The organism is Brachybacterium sp. AG952 (genome assembly GCF_004362645.1).
Classification (GTDB): Bacteria; Actinomycetota; Actinomycetes; order Actinomycetales; family Dermabacteraceae; genus Brachybacterium; species Brachybacterium conglomeratum.
Genome location: NZ_SNXV01000007.1, coordinates 20,219 through 36,638 on the forward strand (window position 1 = coordinate 20,219; position 16,420 = coordinate 36,638).

The window sequence follows — 16,420 nt, forward strand, 5'->3', positions numbered from 1 at the left end:
CGGGCAGGGGCCCGCCCGGACGGGAGTTTTCCGACGCCGCCCGTGCCCCGGGTCCCGGAGGTCGTGCGTCGGACCGATCCTCATCTGCGTCCCTGTCCCTGCTTCGCTGAGCCCCCGCGCCGCGCAGCCCTTCCCGCGACGGCAACCGGAGGGAAGCCGAGCTGGTCTCCGCCGGGCGTGAGTACGGTGTGAGCTGGAGCGAGCATCGAGGCTCCATGGCCCCTGCGGTGCGTCCGCGGCGCCCAGTCGCCTCGGCCGAGCGCCCCGTCGCAGGGCGACTCCCCGTCGGCCCCGCGGCCATGACCGACCCCAGGAGGTTCCCGTGGCCCGCATCGGCATCCAGCTCATGATGCTCAAGGAGCACGTGGCCCAGCAGGGGCTGCTGCCCGTGCTCGAGCGCGTGCGCGAGACCGGCTTCGAGGTCGTGGAGGTCTCCCAGATCCCGCTGAGCGAGGAGAACCTCGTCGCACTGGAGACCGCCCGCGAGCAGCTCGGCATCGAGGTCGCCGCGATCTCCGCGACCACGTCCCTGCCGCCCGGCGGCGAGGGCCCCACCCTCCGGGACGATCTCGCGCTGCACGTCGAGCACGCACGACGCGCCGGCACCCGCATGATCCGCATCGGCATGATGCCCACCTCCGCGCTGCGCTCCCGGGAGGCCTTCGACGCCTTCGTCGCCGAGGTCGACGGCTATGCCGAGCAGCTCGCGACCGAGGGGATCAGCCTCAGCTACCACAACCACCACGTCGAGTTCGCCCGGGTCGACGGCACGACGCTGCTGGAGAAGCTGCGCGCCGGGGCGCCGCACCTGCGCTACGAGATCGACTGCCACTGGGTCCAGCGCGGAGGCCGAGACCCCGAGCGGACCCTCGCCGAGTTCGCCGGGGTGCTCGACCTGGTCCACCTCAAGGACCACCGGATCGCGCTGCCGAGCGCGGAGGTGCTCGATGCCCGCGACGCCCGGGACCGCGAGACCTGGGAGCGCTACTGGGGCGGGGACATCGTCCAGTTCGCCGAGGTGGGCGAGGGGACCCTCGACTGGCGTCCCGTGATCGAGCAGGCCCTCGCCTCGGGCGCCCATCACCTGCTCATCGAGCAGGACCGCACCTACGGCCGGGACATCTGGGAGTCCCTGGCCGCCAGCCGCGCCCATCTGGTGGCGCTCGGCTACGAAGGAATTATCACCACAGGAGGTCGTCGATGACGCAGCAGGTCCCCCTCTCCAGCAGGGTCAAGAAGATCATCGAGGTCGACGGGCTGGAGTTCCGCGACCTCGACGGCGACGGGCAGCTCACCCCGTTCGAGGACTGGCGCCTCTCCCCCGCCGAGCGCGCCGCGGACCTCGTCTCACGCATGTCCCCGGACGAGAAGCTCGGGCTGATGGTCATCAGCTCCCGCCCGATGGGCATCTCGCAGCACAACAAGGAGCTCACCAGCCACGACGGCGTGCTGGACGAGCAGCACCTGCCGATCAAGGTCGACCCGCACACCAGCGCCGGCATCCCCTTCCAGGGCACCACCGAGATGATCCGCGGCATGCACATGCGGCACTTCATCATGCGCGAGGAGCCCACCGGCTCCCGGATCGCCACCTGGATCAACGCGATGAACGAGGTCGCCGAGGACACCCGCTGGGGCATCCCGGTGATCGTCGCCGCGAACTCGAAGAACGAGGCCGGCGGCTTCAAGATGGGCGGCACCCCCGAGGACCAGCCGTTCGCGCAGTGGCCGGGCACGCTGGGCCTGGCCGCGACGGGCTCGCTCGAGGTGATCGAGTCCTTCGCCGCGCACTCGCGCCGCGAATGGGTCGCCTCGGGCCTGCGCAAGGGCTACATGTACATGGCCGACGTGCTCACCGATCCGCGCTGGTTCCGCGGCCAGGGCACCCTCGGCGAGGACCCCGAGTTCGTCTCCCGCGCGATCGGCGCGCTGGTGCGCGGCTTCCAGGGCGAGGACGGGCTCGAGAAGGACGGCGTCGCGCTGACCACCAAGCACTTCCCCGGCGGCGGCGCGCGCGAGAACGGCACCGACCCCCATTACGCCGAGGGCCGCTTCAACATCTACCCCACCCCCGGATCGCTGGAGGACTACCACCTCCCGCCCTTCCAGGCCGCGATCGACGCCGGCACCTCCTCGGTGATGCCGTACTACGCGATCCCCTCGGACGAGAAGTCCTCCACCCCGCAGGGCCGGGTCACCGAGTTCGAGCAGGTCGGCTTCGCCTTCAACCGCGAGATCCTCGACCTGCTGCGGCAGATGGGCCACCGCGGCTACATCAACTCCGACTCCGGCGTGCTCTCGAAGATGGCCTGGGGCGTCGAGGAGCTCACCACCGCCGAACGCGTGGGAGCCGCCGTCATGGCCGGCACCGACATGTTCGCCGACACCAACGACGTGGACTCCGTGCGCGAGGCGTACGTGAAGGGCCTGTTCACCTCCGAGCGGCTCGACGAGGCGGCGAGCCTGCTGCTCGAGGAGCTGTTCGCCCTGGGGCTGTTCGAGAACCCCTACGCCGATCCGGAGGAGGCCGACCGCGTGGTGGCGAACCCCGAGGCGGCGGCCGCGGCGCTGGACGCCCACCGCCGCTCAGTGGTGCTCGCGAAGAACCACGACTCCGTGCTCCCCCTGACCGCCGAGTCCCTCGCCGGCAAGCGCGTGTATCTCGAGCTGTTCGCGAAGGACCTGCTGGTCAAGGACCTCGATGCGCTGCGCCGACGGATCGCCGAAGCGCATCCGGGCATCGACTTCACCACCGACCACCGCGGTGCGGACGTCGCGATCGTGATCCTCGCGCCGTTCATCGGCAGCTACTTCGAGTTCGTCGGCATCGGGGACCTCGCGATCGACGACCACTCCCATGTCGAGCTCGCCAAGGTGAAGGAGATCCGCGAGAGCGTCGGCACGATGGTCGTGGCGCTGGATGCGAAGTTCCCCTGGCTGCTGGACGACGTGGAGCCGCTGGCCGACGCGCTCCTGGTCGGCTTCGACACCGACCGCGGCGTGCTGGTCGACGCGGCGCTCGGCGAGTTCGCGCCGACGGGGAAGCTGCCGATCACCTTCCCGGCCGACGCCGACGCGATCGCCGTGGACGAGGACGGGCGCTGCGCCTCCCCGAATGACGTGCCCGGCTTCGCGAAGGAGCAGCACATGGACGGCCGGGCGTACGTCTACGTCGACGCCGACGGGAACCGCTATCAGCTGGGGCACGGCCTGAGCTGATGAGCCGAGCGGGGCGGAGGTGCGGGAGAGCCGCGCCGCCGCCCCACGGTTCGTCGGCGCTCCGTGCGGCGCCGCGCCCGCGGTCCTCGGCGTCCGGTGACGAGCCCCGGACATGACGAAGGCCCCCTCCCCCGCGCGTCTGCGCAGGTGAGGGGGCCTTCGTCGGTGAGTGCGATGGTGGAGCCGGCGGGAATCGAACCCGCGTCCGATAGTGCGGAGCCAGGGCTTCTCCGGGCGCAGTCCGTGTTGGCGTTTTCTCAGTCCCGACGATCCCACGGACACGTCGTCGACGGACTCAGTCACTCTGAGGTGTTCATCCTTCCCCGGTGACCAGGGTCGGCAGCAGTGGCTCCTTAGATGATGGAACGATCCGGGTCAGGAGCACCCCCGGGGTTCCAGACTGCTAACGCTGATCAGGCAGCGAGAGCGAAGTCAGTGCGCTTGGGTTCGGCACTTATTGGTTTCCAGAGGACATTAACGAGATGACTCTGGGTTCTCGGCCCGCTTCCCCTTGCTGGACAACTACCGTCGAAACCGATCGGCCCCTGGCGTGGGAAGGCATGACTATCGTGACGGCGCTCTGGCCGTCGTCGCACTCACTCTTCGGTTGTCAAACATCCACGTGCGCCCCTCGGGAGGAACGCTGTGGATCGAGTCTACCGCGAGCGCGCGACGATCTGAAGCGGATATTCCTCAGCTCACGGCGAAGCCCGCTCCTCACCAGGACCGCTCCTCCCGCTACCTGGCGCGTGCGCCACGGAGCCTGGACCATGAGCCGCATCGGCGGGGAGGATGGGAAGATGAGCAGCTCCGAGGCCGCCGGCACGCGCATCAGCATCGATCCCGAGACCCTGCGCGAGATCGTGCTGAACCCTGCGGCCCTGGCCGAGTGGTGCGCGGCGCACCCCACCGATCCCCGAGCCGTGGCGTTCCTGCGGATGCTGGGGAGGCTGGACGAGGCGGCGATCGCGGGCAGGCAGGCGCTCGAGGCGCCGGGGCTCTCCCCCGTGATGCGGGCCGTCCGTCGCACCCGGTACGCGCACGTGCTGCAGTGGCAGGGCGCCTTCGTCGCGGCGGAGGAGCAGCTGGACCTCGCCGCCGAGGAGACGGGCCTGGAGGACCCCACCTCCCCGTCGTCACTCTCGGCGCTGGCCTCCGTGTTCCAGCACCGGGCGAAGTGCAGGTTCGAGCACGCCCTCGCCGAGCAGCGTGACCAGCGACCGCGGGCGGCGGGGAGGCTGTGGGAGGCGGCGCTCGAGGATGCGCAGCGGGCGCTGTACATGCGGGAGCGGCTCGGCGTCGCCGCCGAGGACGCCATCGAGTCCAGTCGGCAGACGGTGCGCCGCCTGGAGCGTCGCGACCTGGACGGCTGACCGGCCGCCGGCTGACGGACCGACCGATCGGGTCGTCCGCCTCGCGGGGACGTTGGCCGTTCAGGCGGTGAGCGCGGGGCTCAGGCGAGCTCGCGGTGGCGCATGGCGCGCTGCGCCTCGCGCAGGTCCTGCTTCTCGCGCAGGGTCTGGCGCTTGTCCCATTCCTTCTTGCCGCGGGCCAGGCCGATCTTCACCTTGGCGTGCGAGCCGAGGAAGTACATCTCCAGCGGCACGATCGTGAAGCCCTTCTCGCGGGACTTGCTGGCGAGCTTCTCGATCTCCTGCTTGTGCATGAGCAGCTTGCGCTTGCGGCGGGCGGCGTGATTGGTCCAGGTGCCCTTGACGTACGGGGCGATGTGGGCGTTGTCCATCCACACCTCGCCGGCGTCGACGTAGCAGTAGCCGTCGATCAGGGACGCGCCCCGGTCGCGCAACGACTTCACCTCGGTGCCGGTCAGGACGATGCCGGCCTCCCAGGTCTGGTCGATGAAGTAGTCGTGCAGCGCCCGCTTGTTCGAGGCGATGAGCTTCTTCTGGGGTCCCTCGTTCGCGGCGGCCTTCTTCTTGTCGGCCTTCTTCGCGGACATGGGTCCTCCTTCTCTCCGTCTCCGGATGCTGCACTGGTGATCGCGGCCGCGATCGGACGTCCCAGCGTACGCCGTGGCCGCGCAGGATCGCGACCGGTTTCTCCGCGGGCGCACACCCGGACGGGCCGGGGTCAGAGGTACTTCGCGGGGTTGACCGCGTTGCCGTCCTCATGGGTCTCGAAGTGGAGGTGGCAGCCGGTCGAGGACCCGGTGGTGCCCACATAGCCGACGGTCTCCCCCGCCGAGACCTGCGCGCCGACCGGCTTCGCGAAGCCCTGCAGGTGGTGGTAGGAGGTCGTGACCAGGCGGCCGTTCATGATGCCGTGGCTGACGATGAGCTTGTTGCCCGCGCCGCTGTTGTAGGTGCGGGCGATGACGCGGCCGGAGTGCGCCGCGCCGACGGGCACGCCGCAGGCGACGGGGAAGTCCACCCCGGCGTGCAGCTTCTTCGTGCCGTAGATGGGGTGCACGCGCCAGCCGAAGTTCGAGTTCAGCCGCGCGTTGACGGGGTAGACCCAGCCGCCGCCGGTGTTCGCGGAGCCTGCCACCGGGGCGCTGCCACCGCTGCTCTTCTGCTGCTGCTGGGCCTTCAGCCTCTCCTCGCGCTCGCGCTCCTGCTCGGCGAGCTCCTCGATCTCGTCGTCGAGGGTGCTGCTGCGGGTCTCGAGGGACTTCTGGTCGCCCTCGTACTTCGTCTTCTTCGCCTCGAGGTCGTCGCGCTGGGTCTTCTGCGTCTCGTACAGCGCGTCGAGCTCGTTCTTCGCCTCGGTCGCCTCCTCCTCGGCGACACGCGTGCGCTCGAGCGCGTCCTCCGCGTCGATCTTGAGCTGCTTGATCTCCTCGCGCACGGCCGACAGGCGCTCGGCGGAGTTCTCCGTGACCGACTGGTCCGTGCGCAGCGAGTCCAGGCGGGTGCCCTGGGAGGCCATCGTCAGGCGGTAGTTCATCGAGCGGTCCACCGCGTCCTGCGGGGAGCTGTTGCCGACGTACACCGACGAGGGGCTGGGCATCCCGCCGCCCTTGTAGGCGGACAGCGCGACCGTGGCGAGCTCGTCATCGCTGCGGTCGACCTCCTCCTGTCCGGTCTCGACCTCGCCCGAGAGGCGGCGCTCCTCCTCCTCGGCCTCGGTGAGGCGCTCGCCGACCTTCCGGTCCTCCTCCTGCGCCTCGCCGAGCGCGACCCGCGCGTCCTCGAGGTCCTGCTGGGCCTGCGGGATCAGCAGCTCGGTCTCCGCGAGCGCGAGATAGGTGTCGGCCAGATCGTCGTTGACGTCGTTCAGCTCGATGCGGAGGTCCTCGAGCTGCTGGTCGACCTCCGCGCGCTCGGCGATCTTGTCGTCCTTGCTGCCCTCGGCGGAGGCCGGGGAGACGACGGGGCCGGTGAGCATGCCTGCGGCCAGGATCGCGGCGGCGGCGAGGAGGCTCAGGGGGCGGCGCAGACTTCTGGAGGACATGCTCACACCTTCAGGTAGCGGTTGAGGGAGACCACCGACGAGGCGATCGACAGCACGGCGCCGAGGACGACCAGCAGGGGTGCGGCCCAGACGAGGTCTGCGGTGGAGACAGTGATCAGCTGCTCGCCGAGGGTCGGTGCGAGCCAGCCCTGGACGAGATGGTTCAGGCCCAGCCAGAGCATCCCCGAGGCGATCAGGCCGCCGATGATCGCGGCGACCGCTCCTTCGAGCAGGAAGGGCAGACGGATGAAGAGGTTCGAGGCGCCCACCAGGCGCATGATCGCGATCTCGCGGCGCCGGCCGGCGACCGACATCCGGATCGTGGTGGCGACCAGCAGCACCGCGGCCACCAGCATCAGCACCGCGAGCCCGAGCGCGAAGAGCGTGGACTGGTTCAGCACGTCGATGAAGGGGGCGAAGGTGCTCAGCAGGTCGGTGACCTCGTCCACGCCGTCGCGGCCCTGGAAGAACTCGACCACGGCGGCGGAGTCGTCGGCGTCGCTGAGGGTGATGTGGAAGGAGACCGGCATGTCCTCGGCGGTGAAGTTCGAGACGAAGGACTCGCCGGCGAACTGCTCCTGGTAGATCGCGAGCGCCTCCTCCTGGTCGCGCTCCTCGACGGAGGCGATGTACGGGGAGAGGACCTCGCCCTCGAGCGCCTTGCGTACCGAGTCGATCTGGGCGTCGGTCGCGGCGCCGCCGGCGCAGGAGGAGGCCGTCGAGTGCGGGGAGCACAGGAAGATCGTCACCTGGGACTGCTCGACCAGGGTCGACTTCATGTCCATGATCTGCTTCTGCATCAGCACGCCGGTGCCCACGAAGGTCAGCGACACGGCGGTGACGATCACGACAGAGATGACCATGGCGATGTTCCGCCACAGGCCGGTGAGGATCTCGCCGAGGATGTAGCGGGCCCTCATCGCAGCTCCCCCTGGTCCTGGTCGAAGTCGCCGGTGAAGTCCTCGGACTCGCGCACCCGGCGGGCCTCGCGCTCGTCGATCAGGTCCTCCTCCAGCACGTCCTGTGCGACCGGGCGGTCCTCGGCCGACGGGTCGGTGCCGGCGTCGCCCGCGTCGGGCCCGTCGAGCTCGACGGGGCGGTCGGCTCCGGCGGGGCCGGCGTGCTCCTCGGCGCTCTCGCGCTCGGCGGCGGGCGACTCGGGCGCCCCGTCCCAGTCGGCGACGAGCTCCTCGTCGTCCAGTGGGTGCTCCTCGCGGTGGGTGGAGTCGTCGGGCAGGTTCCCGGAGATCACGCTGACCGGGGCGGGGGTCTCGTAGCCGCCCTGCTCCTCGTCGCGCACCACCTTGCCGCCGACCATCTCCACGACGCGGCGGCGCATGCGGTCCACGGCGGCGCGGTCATGGGTGGCCATCACGACGGTGGTGCCGCGCTCGTTGATCTCGGCGAGCAGGTCCAGGATGCCCTCTGCGGTGGCGGGGTCGAGGTTGCCGGTGGGCTCGTCGGCCAGCAGGATCGAGGGGCGGTTGACGTAGGCGCGCGCGATCGCGACGCGCTGCTGCTCACCGCCGGAGAGCTCGTGCGGGAGCCGCTTGCCCTTGTCCTCCAGGCCCACCATCTCGAGCATCTCGGGGACCAGGCGGCGCACCACCTTGCGGGGCGTGCCGATCACCGCGAGCGCGAACTCGATGTTCTGGTAGGCGGTCTTCGAGGGCAGCAGGCGGAAGTCCTGGAACACCATGCCGATGTCGCGGCGCAGCGCCGGCACCTTCCAGGACGGGATCCGGGAGAGGTCCTTGCCGGCGACGTAGACGGTGCCGCGGGTGGGGGCGACCTCCTTGAGCACCATCCTCATCAGGGTCGACTTGCCCGAGCCGGAGGCACCGACCAGGAACACGAACTCCCCGCGGGTGAACTCGATGTCGAGGTTCTCCACCGCGGGGTGCTGGCCACGCATGTACGTCTTGGTGACGTCGTCGAAACGGATCACTGCTGCCTGTCACATCAGGGGGAAAGTCTGGCGCTCCCAGCGTAGGGGCGCACGGTCGTGTTTCCACGGCGCTGTGGACAGGGGTCGGGTCAAAACCTGGTCAAACCCGGGGTGGATCAGGTCACTCAGTCCTGCGCCGTCCTGACTGATCTCCTACCGGCTCGTCCCTCGCCAGCACGTCGATCAGTCCTGCGACTTGCCCTGCTCGGCACGCCAGCGGATGCCCGCGTCGATGAAGCCGCTGATCTCGCCGTCGAAGACCGAGGAGGGGTTGCCCTCCTGGTACTCGGTGCGCAGGTCCTTCACCATCTGGTACGGGTTCAGCACGTAGGAGCGCATCTGGTCGCCCCAGGACGCCTTGACGTCGCCGGCGAGCTCCTTGCGCTCGGCGGCCTCCTCGGCCTTCTTGAGCAGCAGCAGGCGCGACTGCATGACGCGCAGCGCCGCGGCGCGGTTCTGGATCTGGGACTTCTCGTCCTGCATCGACACGACGGTGCCGGTGGGCAGGTGGGTCATGCGCACCGCCGAGTCGGTGGTGTTCACCGACTGGCCGCCCGGGCCGGAGGAGCGGAAGACGTCGATCTTCAGGTCGTTCTCGGGGATCTCGATGTGGTCGGTCGACTCGATCAGCGGGATCACCTCGACCGCCGCGAAGGAGGTCTGGCGGCGGCCCTGGTTGTCGAAGGGGCTGATGCGCACCAGGCGGTGGGTGCCGCCCTCGACGGAGAGAGTGCCGTAGGCGAAGGGGCCGGCGACCTCGAAGGTCACCGACTTCAGCCCCGCCTCCTCGGCGTAGGAGGTGTCCATGACCTTGGTGGAGTAGCCGTTGTTCTCGGCCCAGCGCAGGTACATCCGCATCAGCATCTCGGCGAAGTCCGCGGCGTCCACGCCGCCGGCGCCGGCACGGATGGTGATCACGGCGTCGCGCTCGTCGTACTCGCCCGACAGCAGCGTGCGCACCTCGAGCTCGTCGAGGGTCTTGTGGATGCTGACCACCTCGGCCTCGGCCTCGGCGAGGGTGTCGGGGTCGTCCTCCTCGGCGGCGAGCTCGACCATCACCTCGAGGTCCTCGATGCGGGAGGCGAGCTCGGAGATGCGGCGCCGCTCGGACTGGGCGTGGGAGAGCGCGGAGGAGACCTTCTGGGCGTTCTCGACGTCGTCCCAGAGGTCCTGAGCGGAGGCCTGCTTCTCCAGGTCCGCGATCTTCTTATCGAGGGCGTCGACGTCCGTCACCTGCTCGATCGAGGACAGAGTCGAGCGGAGCCGGGGGATCTCTTCGGAGAAGTCGATGGAAGCCACGATCGGGGAGTCTACGGCAGAGGGCTCGATGCGGCCCGGGAGTCGCGGAGGAGAGCGGGCAGGGCGCGTCCCATCTCACGGCCCACCTCCTCCAGCAGTGCCTCGCCGCGCGCGATCGCGTCGGGCACGTCGGCGGCGCGGGAGACGAGGTCGAAGGCCTCGTCGATCCCGGCGGAGGCGAGCTCCTGCTGATCGAGGGTGACGGCGCCGGCGACGGCGAGGACGGGCAGTCCGGCCGCGGCGGCGCGGCGGGCGACCTCGGCGGGGCCCTTGCCCTGGAGGGTCTGGACGTCGAGCTTCCCCTCCCCCGTCACCACGAGGTCCGCGGCCGCGAGGCGGGCGTCGAAGCCGGCGAGCTCGAGGACGACGTCGGCGCCGGAGCGCTGGGTCGCGCCGAGCAGCAGCAGGGCGTAGCCGACGCCGCCGGCGGCACCGGCGCCCTCGGCGCGGGCCGTCGCGCCGCTCGGGTCCAGCAGCGCCGCGGCCGCGGCGAGGGTCCGGTCGGCGGCGGTCACGGCCTCCGGTCCGAGCCCCTTCTGCGGGCCGTAGACGGCGGCCGCCCCGTCGGCACCGAGCAGGGGGTTGGCGACGTCGTTCGCGGCGGTCAGCGAGGCACCCTCGAGGGCGGCGAGGGCCGGGGCGAGGTCGACGCTCGCCAGGGCCTCCAGACCGGCGAGGCCGGAGGCGATGTCCTCGCCGTCGGCGGTGAGCAGGCGCGCGCCGAGGGCCTGCAGGAGTCCGGCGCCGGCGTCGGTGGAGGCGCTGCCGCCGAGGCCGACGACGATCTCGCGGGCTCCGGCGCGGACGGCGGCGAGGATCAGCTCGCCGAGCCCGCGGGAGGACGCATCGCGCGGGGAGAGCTCCTCGCCGGGGAGCGCCTTCAGGCCGACGGCGTCGGCGAGCTCGAGCACGGCGGTGGTGCCCTCGAGCGCCCAGACCGTCTCGCGCGGCTCTCCTGTCGGGCCGGTGACCGTGGCGGGCTGCGCCGTGGCGCCGGCGGCGAGGGCCGCATCGACCGTGCCGTCGCCGCCGTCGGCGATAGGGCAGGCGGTGATCTCGGCGTCCGGGGCCGTGGCGGTGATCCCGCGGGAGAGGGCGGCGACGACCTCGGCGGCGGTGAGGGAGCCCTTGAACTTGTCGGGGGCGAGGAGGAGGCGGGTCATGCGGTGCTCGCGATCTGCTCGACGGTGAGCGACGGATGGGACATGGCGAAGGCTCGTGCAGCGGTGGCGGACGTCATGGCGCTGGTCGGGATCCTACGGAAGCAGAGTCATGCATGCTCGCTCGGCCCGAGACTCGGACTCCCGGTGACCTGGGCGAGCCGACGGCAGGGTCGAACCGGCGGCACGGTCGAGAGGCCGGTACGGACCGGACGGAGGTGGCTCACCGCGCCCGGGCCTCGCCGAGCACGGTCAGCGGGATCGAGGTGTCGGTGCCCCGGGTGAACCAGCCGACCAGCGGCGGATTCGTACGGGCGGCGAGGACGACGTGGGCGGTGCCGTCGGCGTCGACCGTGACCTCCTGGATGTGGATGTCCTCGGTGCTGGTGGTGTCGTAGGGGTAGGTGCGCAGGTGCTCCTCGGCGGCGTCGCGGGCGGAGCCGGTGTGGATCGCGGGGCCGTCCCCGTCGGAGTAGATCCGGGCGGGATCCACGGCCTGAGAGGCGGCGAGCGCGGCGCTGTCGGCGGCGTGCTGGAGGCCGTTGCGCTCCAGCTGCACCCCGGTGATCGAGGTGCCGACGGCGATCACCATCAGGATCACGACGAGCACCCCGGTGGTCAGGATCGTCATCGAGCCGCGCGCGTCCGCCCACCGCTCCCGCACGGTCGCGACCGGCCGGCCGATGCGCGAAGCGAGCGGGGTGGCGGCCGCGCGGAGCAGGAGGGGGCGGCAGCGCCGCTCCTGCGCGGGCCCGGACCTCACAGGTCCGCCCGGTACTGGTCGACGGGCACCGCATGGGCGGCGCCGACCGCGACGGGGCCGGTCTCCCCGAGGATGGGTCCCAGGCCCGGCACGGGGACGGGGATCCGCACCCGTGCGGTGACGACTCCTCCCGCGGTCGCGCAGGGGTCCTCGCTGCAGCTGAGCTCGACGACGTCGCCCGGCGGGAGGCCGTGGTCCTCGAGGACCAGCTCCATGTGGCGCGAGGCCCGGGCGGCGGCACGGTCGGGGTCGGACTCGGTCGCATGGATGCGCGCGGCGTCGCGGGCGATCGTGTCGGCGGCGAAGGCCGCGGCCTGCACGTTGCCGAGGGTGAGCACGAGGTAGAGGGTCGGGATCAGCAGCGCCGCGGCCAGCACCACGAACTCGACCAGGGCGTTGCCCTGCTCGTCCCCGAGCCGGTGTCGGAGCCCGCCTGGAGCGGCGGGGAGCAGGAGGCGACGGAGCCCTCTCACCATGCCTCCTCGTCCACGGCCCTGCCCTCGACGCTCAGCGCGCCTGCGGGACCGATCAGGCCCACGAGCGGGAGCGTCGCGTCGACCTGCACGCGGATGGTCCCGTCGTCCTCCTGCACGGCGGTGGCCTCGGCCTCGAGCCCTCGCCCGAAGCGCTCGTCGACGAGCTGCTGCGCCCGCTGAGCGCCGTCCTGCGGGGACGATCCGGCGAGCGCGGCGTGGTGCGCTCCCTGCACGGCGGCGTCGACGAGGGTGTTGCGGGTGTGGACGATGAGCGCCGCCTGGATGACCAGCAGCGCGATCATCACGATCAGCACCGCGACCATCGGGAACTCGGCCACGGCCGCTCCCTCGTCCTCCCGCAGCCGCGCGGCGAGTCGCCGTGCCGCTCCTCGTCGCGGCTCTGCGGGGCCCCGGGCGGGCAGCCCGCGGGTCTGCACCGCCGCGGTCGCGGGGGTGCAGGGGCGGGGCGGGGCCGGGCGGCGCATCAGCAGGGCGGTTCGCAGGGGACGGGAGCGGTCAGAGGCTGCCGCCGAGGAAGGGAGCCATCGCGTTCTCGAAGATCTGCACGATCTGGTCGGAGGCGACGGCCCAGAGGGCGACGACGATCCCCGCGGTCATGAGGGTGATCAGCACCCAGCCGGGGACGTCGCCCTGCTCCGAGGCCAGACGGGCAAGGAGGCGGCTGCGCAGCCCGGCGCGCTGCCGGATGCGGTCTGACGTGCCGGGCTGGGCGAGGCGGTGGCGCGGTCGCATGCGGGTGTGGAGTCGGGTGCGGTGGACGGTCATGTCGGCCTCCTCGGCGGACGGGTCCGGGTCAGGGCCCGGGCGGGTGCGGATCGGAGCGGTCGGGGACGGAGGGACGGAGGACAGGGCGATGACGGACGAGGTCGGGGACCGAGACGACGTCGCCGTCGCGGGCGATGTCGGCATCGGGTGCGGTACCGGTCGGGCGCTCACAGCGAGATCTCCAGCACCGCGAGGCCGGGGAAGATCGCGAAGAGGATCACCAGCGGCAGCACGAAGAACACCACCGGCACGAGCATGGCGATCTCGCGCTGTCCGGCCATCTCCATGAGGTCGCGCTTGGCGTTCTCGCGGGCGTCCTGCGCCTGGGCGCGGAGCACCTCCGCGAGCGGTGTGCCCCGCTCGATCGCGATCGAGACGCCCTCGCCGAACCGGCTGAGGGACTCCAGCGGGGTGCGCGCCCCGAGCGAGGCGAGTGCCTGGGAGACGCTCGATCCGGATCGGATGTCGGCGATCGTCGCGGCGAACTCGTCGGGCAGCGCGCCCGTGGAGGTCCGTGCCACCCGCTCCATCGCCGCGATCGGGCTCTCTCCCGCGGCGACGGCGAGCGCGAGCAGGTCCGCGACGGTCGGGAACTCGCGCGCCATGCGGGAGGCGCGGCGCTTGATCTCGACTCCCAGCAGGTAGTCGCGCAGCAGCACGCCCAGCAGCGCGCCGAGCGCCACGATGAGCAGCCCCAGCACCGCGCTCGCGTCCCGCATCACGATCGCGGCGACGGCGAGGACGATCCCGAGCACGAGGCCGACGGCCCCGAAGACGACCTGCTCGATGCGGAAGGAGTCGGCGGAGGTGCGTCGCCCGGCCAGGCGCAGGCGCCGCTCGAGCTGGTCAGCACCGCCGGTGAGCCGTTCGAGCAGGCCCAGCCCGCGCGCCGCGACCGGGCCGAAGAGGTTCTCCACGACGATGCGGGCCCGGCTCCTGCTGGTCGGCGCCGCGAACAGCGAGGAGTTCCGGGAGCGGCGGAGGTACGGGTCGACGCGCCGGCCGAGGTCCCGTGTGCGCAGCCAGGGCAGCTGGATGGCGAGCAGGTAGAGGCCGGTGCCGAGCATGAGGCCCAGCAGGATCCCGGCGAGCAGGGACATGCTCATCGCAGCACCCTCTCGTCCTGCGGCAGCTGCGCGATCATCAGCATCACCCGGTAGGCGATCAACGAGACCACCCCGCCGACCACCACCAGGACCATCCCGGCCGCGGAGTCGTAGGCCTGGGCGGCCTCGGGCCGCGTCGACATCAGCGCCAGCACGATCCACGGTGCGACGAGGGCGAGGCGGGCGGCGTTCACGGTCCACGACTGGCGGGCCTCGAGCTCGGCGCGGGTGCGGGAGTCCTCCCGCAGGAACGCCGAGAGGGTGCGCAGGAGCGAGCCGAGATCCGTGCCGCCGACGTCACGGGTGATCCGCAGCGCCTCCACGATCCGATCGCCGACGGGATCGGCGAGACGCACCTTGAGCCGGTCGAGGCAGGCGGCGAAATCTCCGCTGGCCTGGTAATCCAGGGCGAACTCGGAGAACGCGGGCCGCAGCTCCTCGGGTCCCTTCCGGCTCAGCTGCACGAGCGCCTCGGGCAGGGAGAGTCCGGCGCGGATGGCGGAGTTGATGTGGTCGACCGCCTCGGGCCACACCTCCCGCATCGCGGTGGTGCGCCGTCGAGCCGCCGAGCGCAGCACGAGCACCGGCAGGACCGAGCACAGCAGCCCGATCGTCAGCGCCGGGACGAGCGCACTGGAGATCGCCCACAGCGTGGCGGCGACCACGAGCCCCAGCCCGGCGCTGAGAGCCGGCACGGCGGCGGGAGGCACCGAGTCCAGCCCCACCTTGATGAGGTCGTCGCGCAGGCGGTCCATCCCTCGAGAGAGACGGCCGGGACGCGGGACGGCCCCCTCCTGCTCCCACAGCGACCACCAGATCGACAGCAGCCCGAGCCCGGCGACGAGGCCGAGGAACGCTCCGTCGGTCATGCCGCGCTCCTCCCCCCGAGCAGCTCGGCGAGGTCGTGTCCTGCACGGGCGAAGCGCTCGGCGTGCGGCGGATGTCCGTCGCCGCGGACCAGCCGGTCCCCGCGCAGGGAGAAGACGTCGGTCACCTCGATGACCTCCTCCTCGACCCGTCCGCTGAGGCCGACGATCTCGCGCACCCGTCGGCGCCCGTCGGCGAGGATGTCGAGGTGGACGACGAGGTCGATGGCGCTGGCGACCGTGGGGACGACGAAGCGGCTGGAGACGTTCTCCCCCGCCAGCAGCGGCAGCGTGCACAGCTTGGTCACCGCGTCCCGTGCGGAGTTCGCATGGATCGAGGCGAGCCCCGGCAGTCCGCTGTTGAGCGCGATCAGCATGTCGAGGCTCTCCGCCTCACGCACCTCGCCGACGATGATGCGGCTCGGCCGCATCCGCAGCGCCTCCTTCACCAGGCGGCGCATCGAGATCTCGCCGGTTCCCTCGAGGTTCGCCTGGCGGGTCTGCATCGCGACCACGTCCCGCAGGGTGAGGTTCAGCTCGAAGACCTCCTCGATCGTCACCACGCGCTCGCGGGCTCCCATCGACTGGGCCAGGCAGCGCAGGAAGGTCGTCTTCCCCGCCCCGGTCGCCCCTGACGGGATCACGTTGAGCCCGGAGGCGATCGCGGCGTCGAGGAAGTCCGCGGCCTGCTGGGTGAGGGACCCGAGGGCGACCATGCCCTGCAGGTCGTGCGCGCGGGCGACGAACTTGCGGATGTTGATCGCCCAGTGCGTGCGGGTCACCGAGGGGATGACGACGTGCAGGCGCGACCCGTCCGGCAGCAGCGCGTCGACGAAGGGGCTGGACATGTCCAGGCGGCGGCCGCTGGAGACGAGCATCCGCTCGACGATCCCGCGGACCTCGTCGTCGGTCAGCACGATGGTGGTCAGCTCGCTGCGCCCGTTCCTCGCGACGAACACCTGGGAGGGCGAGTTCAGCCAGATCTCCTCCACGCCCGGGTCATCAAGCATCTCCTGGAGCGGGCCGAAGCCGCCGATCCTCGCGGCGACCTGCGCGACCATGGTGTCGTCGTCGTGCAGCACGGGCACCTCGCCCGAGGACGAACGACGGTCGTAGTCGGCGAGGACCTCGCGGATCAGCGGCTCGAGCTGATCGGCGTGCACGTCCAGGCCGCGGCGCCTGATCAGCTCCCGCGACTCGGCCTCGATGATGGTGGCGGCGTCCAACGTGTCCCCTCCCCTGCCCCTACCGCCCGGTCCCTCCACCGTGCGGCACTGTGACGCAGCTCGCGACACGCGTGCCACTCTAGGGCGGATCACCGCATGCCGCGCGGCCTATCCAGGGAATGTGGACAACTCTCCCCGCCCGCTCCCATGGCAGGAT

At 71.4% G+C, this 16,420-nt stretch carries 16 protein-coding genes and 1 other RNA gene; 3 read left to right on the plus strand and 14 right to left on the minus strand.

The features are described 5' to 3' along the window. Window positions 1–322: 322 nt before the first annotated feature. Window positions 323–1,204, plus strand: a complete 882-nt coding sequence (locus DEU31_RS15340; RefSeq protein WP_133677768.1) for a sugar phosphate isomerase/epimerase — start codon at window positions 323–325, stop codon at window positions 1,202–1,204. Next, window positions 1,201–3,219 carry a glycoside hydrolase family 3 N-terminal domain-containing protein gene (locus DEU31_RS15345; protein ID WP_133677769.1) on the plus strand — a complete coding sequence of 673 codons (2,019 nt, stop codon included), beginning with the start codon at window positions 1,201–1,203 and terminating at the stop codon, window positions 3,217–3,219. Before DEU31_RS15340 ends, DEU31_RS15345 begins: the two co-directional genes overlap by 4 nt. Before the next feature lie 175 nt (window positions 3,220–3,394). Here DEU31_RS15345 and ssrA read toward each other — a convergent pair. Next, window positions 3,395–3,765, minus strand: a transfer-messenger RNA (tmRNA) gene (ssrA, locus tag DEU31_RS15350). Window positions 3,766–4,019: 254 nt separating this feature from the next. Between ssrA and DEU31_RS15355 the strand changes: the two genes are divergently transcribed. Beyond that, window positions 4,020–4,592 carry a hypothetical protein gene (locus DEU31_RS15355; RefSeq protein WP_166649542.1) on the plus strand — a complete coding sequence of 191 codons (573 nt, stop codon included), beginning with the start codon at window positions 4,020–4,022 and terminating at the stop codon, window positions 4,590–4,592. Between the two features lie 80 nt (window positions 4,593–4,672). Here DEU31_RS15355 and smpB read toward each other — a convergent pair whose 3' ends face one another. The 13 genes from smpB to DEU31_RS15420 all read right to left on the minus strand — a co-directional run bounded on the left by smpB (window position 4,673) and on the right by DEU31_RS15420 (window position 16,263). Continuing rightward, window positions 4,673–5,179, minus strand: a complete 507-nt coding sequence (gene smpB, locus DEU31_RS15360; RefSeq protein ID WP_053917651.1) for an SsrA-binding protein SmpB — start codon at window positions 5,177–5,179, stop codon at window positions 4,673–4,675. A 131-nt stretch (window positions 5,180–5,310) separates the two neighbouring features. Next, entirely contained in the window at window positions 5,311–6,633 is a 1,323-nt protein-coding gene (locus DEU31_RS15365; protein ID WP_133677770.1) for a M23 family metallopeptidase, read from the minus strand. A gap of 2 nt (window positions 6,634–6,635) precedes the next feature. Next, on the minus strand, window positions 6,636–7,553 hold the full coding sequence (gene ftsX, locus DEU31_RS15370; RefSeq protein ID WP_133677771.1) for a permease-like cell division protein FtsX: 918 nt from the start codon (window positions 7,551–7,553) through the stop codon (window positions 6,636–6,638). After that, a complete protein-coding gene (gene ftsE / locus DEU31_RS15375) occupies window positions 7,550–8,581 on the minus strand; it encodes a cell division ATP-binding protein FtsE (RefSeq protein ID WP_133677772.1) in 1,032 nt (343 codons plus the stop codon). Before ftsE ends, ftsX begins: the two co-directional genes overlap by 4 nt. A gap of 183 nt (window positions 8,582–8,764) precedes the next feature. After that, window positions 8,765–9,880, minus strand: a complete 1,116-nt coding sequence (prfB, locus tag DEU31_RS15380) for a peptide chain release factor 2 (RefSeq protein WP_010549763.1) — start codon at window positions 9,878–9,880, stop codon at window positions 8,765–8,767. An 11-nt stretch (window positions 9,881–9,891) separates the two neighbouring features. Next, the gene (locus DEU31_RS15385) at window positions 9,892–11,043 is read right to left on the minus strand and encodes a glycerate kinase (RefSeq protein WP_133677773.1); all 1,152 of its coding nucleotides are present in this window, start codon (window positions 11,041–11,043) and stop codon (window positions 9,892–9,894) included. Window positions 11,044–11,263: 220 nt separating this feature from the next. Beyond that, window positions 11,264–11,671, minus strand: coding sequence for a pilus assembly protein TadG-related protein (locus tag DEU31_RS15390; protein ID WP_243733858.1), 408 nt, complete (start codon window positions 11,669–11,671; stop codon window positions 11,264–11,266). A gap of 128 nt (window positions 11,672–11,799) precedes the next feature. Next, on the minus strand, window positions 11,800–12,279 hold the full coding sequence (locus tag DEU31_RS15395; protein ID WP_133677775.1) for a hypothetical protein: 480 nt from the start codon (window positions 12,277–12,279) through the stop codon (window positions 11,800–11,802). Continuing rightward, on the minus strand, window positions 12,273–12,617 hold the full coding sequence (locus DEU31_RS15400; protein WP_010549767.1) for a TadE/TadG family type IV pilus assembly protein: 345 nt from the start codon (window positions 12,615–12,617) through the stop codon (window positions 12,273–12,275). Before DEU31_RS15400 ends, DEU31_RS15395 begins: the two co-directional genes overlap by 7 nt. A 178-nt stretch (window positions 12,618–12,795) precedes the next feature. Continuing rightward, window positions 12,796–13,065, minus strand: a complete 270-nt coding sequence (locus DEU31_RS15405; protein WP_010549768.1) for a hypothetical protein — start codon at window positions 13,063–13,065, stop codon at window positions 12,796–12,798. A gap of 167 nt (window positions 13,066–13,232) precedes the next feature. Then, complete coding sequence (locus DEU31_RS15410) at window positions 13,233–14,171, minus strand: type II secretion system F family protein (protein ID WP_010549769.1); 939 nt, start codon at window positions 14,169–14,171, stop codon at window positions 13,233–13,235. Further along, entirely contained in the window at window positions 14,168–15,040 is an 873-nt protein-coding gene (locus tag DEU31_RS15415; RefSeq protein WP_010549770.1) for a type II secretion system F family protein, read from the minus strand. The genes DEU31_RS15410 and DEU31_RS15415 overlap by 4 nt, the downstream gene beginning before the upstream one ends. Beyond that, window positions 15,037–16,263 carry an ATPase, T2SS/T4P/T4SS family gene (locus tag DEU31_RS15420; RefSeq protein ID WP_133677777.1) on the minus strand — a complete coding sequence of 409 codons (1,227 nt, stop codon included), beginning with the start codon at window positions 16,261–16,263 and terminating at the stop codon, window positions 15,037–15,039. The genes DEU31_RS15415 and DEU31_RS15420 overlap by 4 nt, the downstream gene beginning before the upstream one ends. Window positions 16,264–16,420: the final 157 nt, after the last annotated feature.

Excerpts from the sequence above, each read along its gene's own strand:
- DEU31_RS15390 (WP_243733858.1), bottom strand. The coding sequence starts at position 11,671 with ATGACGATCCTGACCACCGGGGTGCTCGTCGTGATCCTGATGGTGATC.
- DEU31_RS15355 (WP_166649542.1), top strand. The coding sequence starts at position 4,020 with ATGAGCAGCTCCGAGGCCGCCGGCACGCGCATCAGCATCGATCCCGAG.
- DEU31_RS15385 (WP_133677773.1), bottom strand. The coding sequence starts at position 11,043 with ATGACCCGCCTCCTCCTCGCCCCCGACAAGTTCAAGGGCTCCCTCACC.
- DEU31_RS15395 (WP_133677775.1), bottom strand. The coding sequence starts at position 12,279 with ATGGTGAGAGGGCTCCGTCGCCTCCTGCTCCCCGCCGCTCCAGGCGGG.
- smpB (WP_053917651.1), bottom strand. The coding sequence starts at position 5,179 with ATGTCCGCGAAGAAGGCCGACAAGAAGAAGGCCGCCGCGAACGAGGGA.
- ftsX (WP_133677771.1), bottom strand. The coding sequence starts at position 7,553 with ATGAGGGCCCGCTACATCCTCGGCGAGATCCTCACCGGCCTGTGGCGG.
- DEU31_RS15365 (WP_133677770.1), bottom strand. The coding sequence starts at position 6,633 with ATGTCCTCCAGAAGTCTGCGCCGCCCCCTGAGCCTCCTCGCCGCCGCC.
- DEU31_RS15405 (WP_010549768.1), bottom strand. The coding sequence starts at position 13,065 with ATGACCGTCCACCGCACCCGACTCCACACCCGCATGCGACCGCGCCAC.
- DEU31_RS15415 (WP_010549770.1), bottom strand. The coding sequence starts at position 15,040 with ATGACCGACGGAGCGTTCCTCGGCCTCGTCGCCGGGCTCGGGCTGCTG.
- DEU31_RS15345 (WP_133677769.1), top strand. The coding sequence starts at position 1,201 with ATGACGCAGCAGGTCCCCCTCTCCAGCAGGGTCAAGAAGATCATCGAG.
- DEU31_RS15410 (WP_010549769.1), bottom strand. The coding sequence starts at position 14,171 with ATGAGCATGTCCCTGCTCGCCGGGATCCTGCTGGGCCTCATGCTCGGC.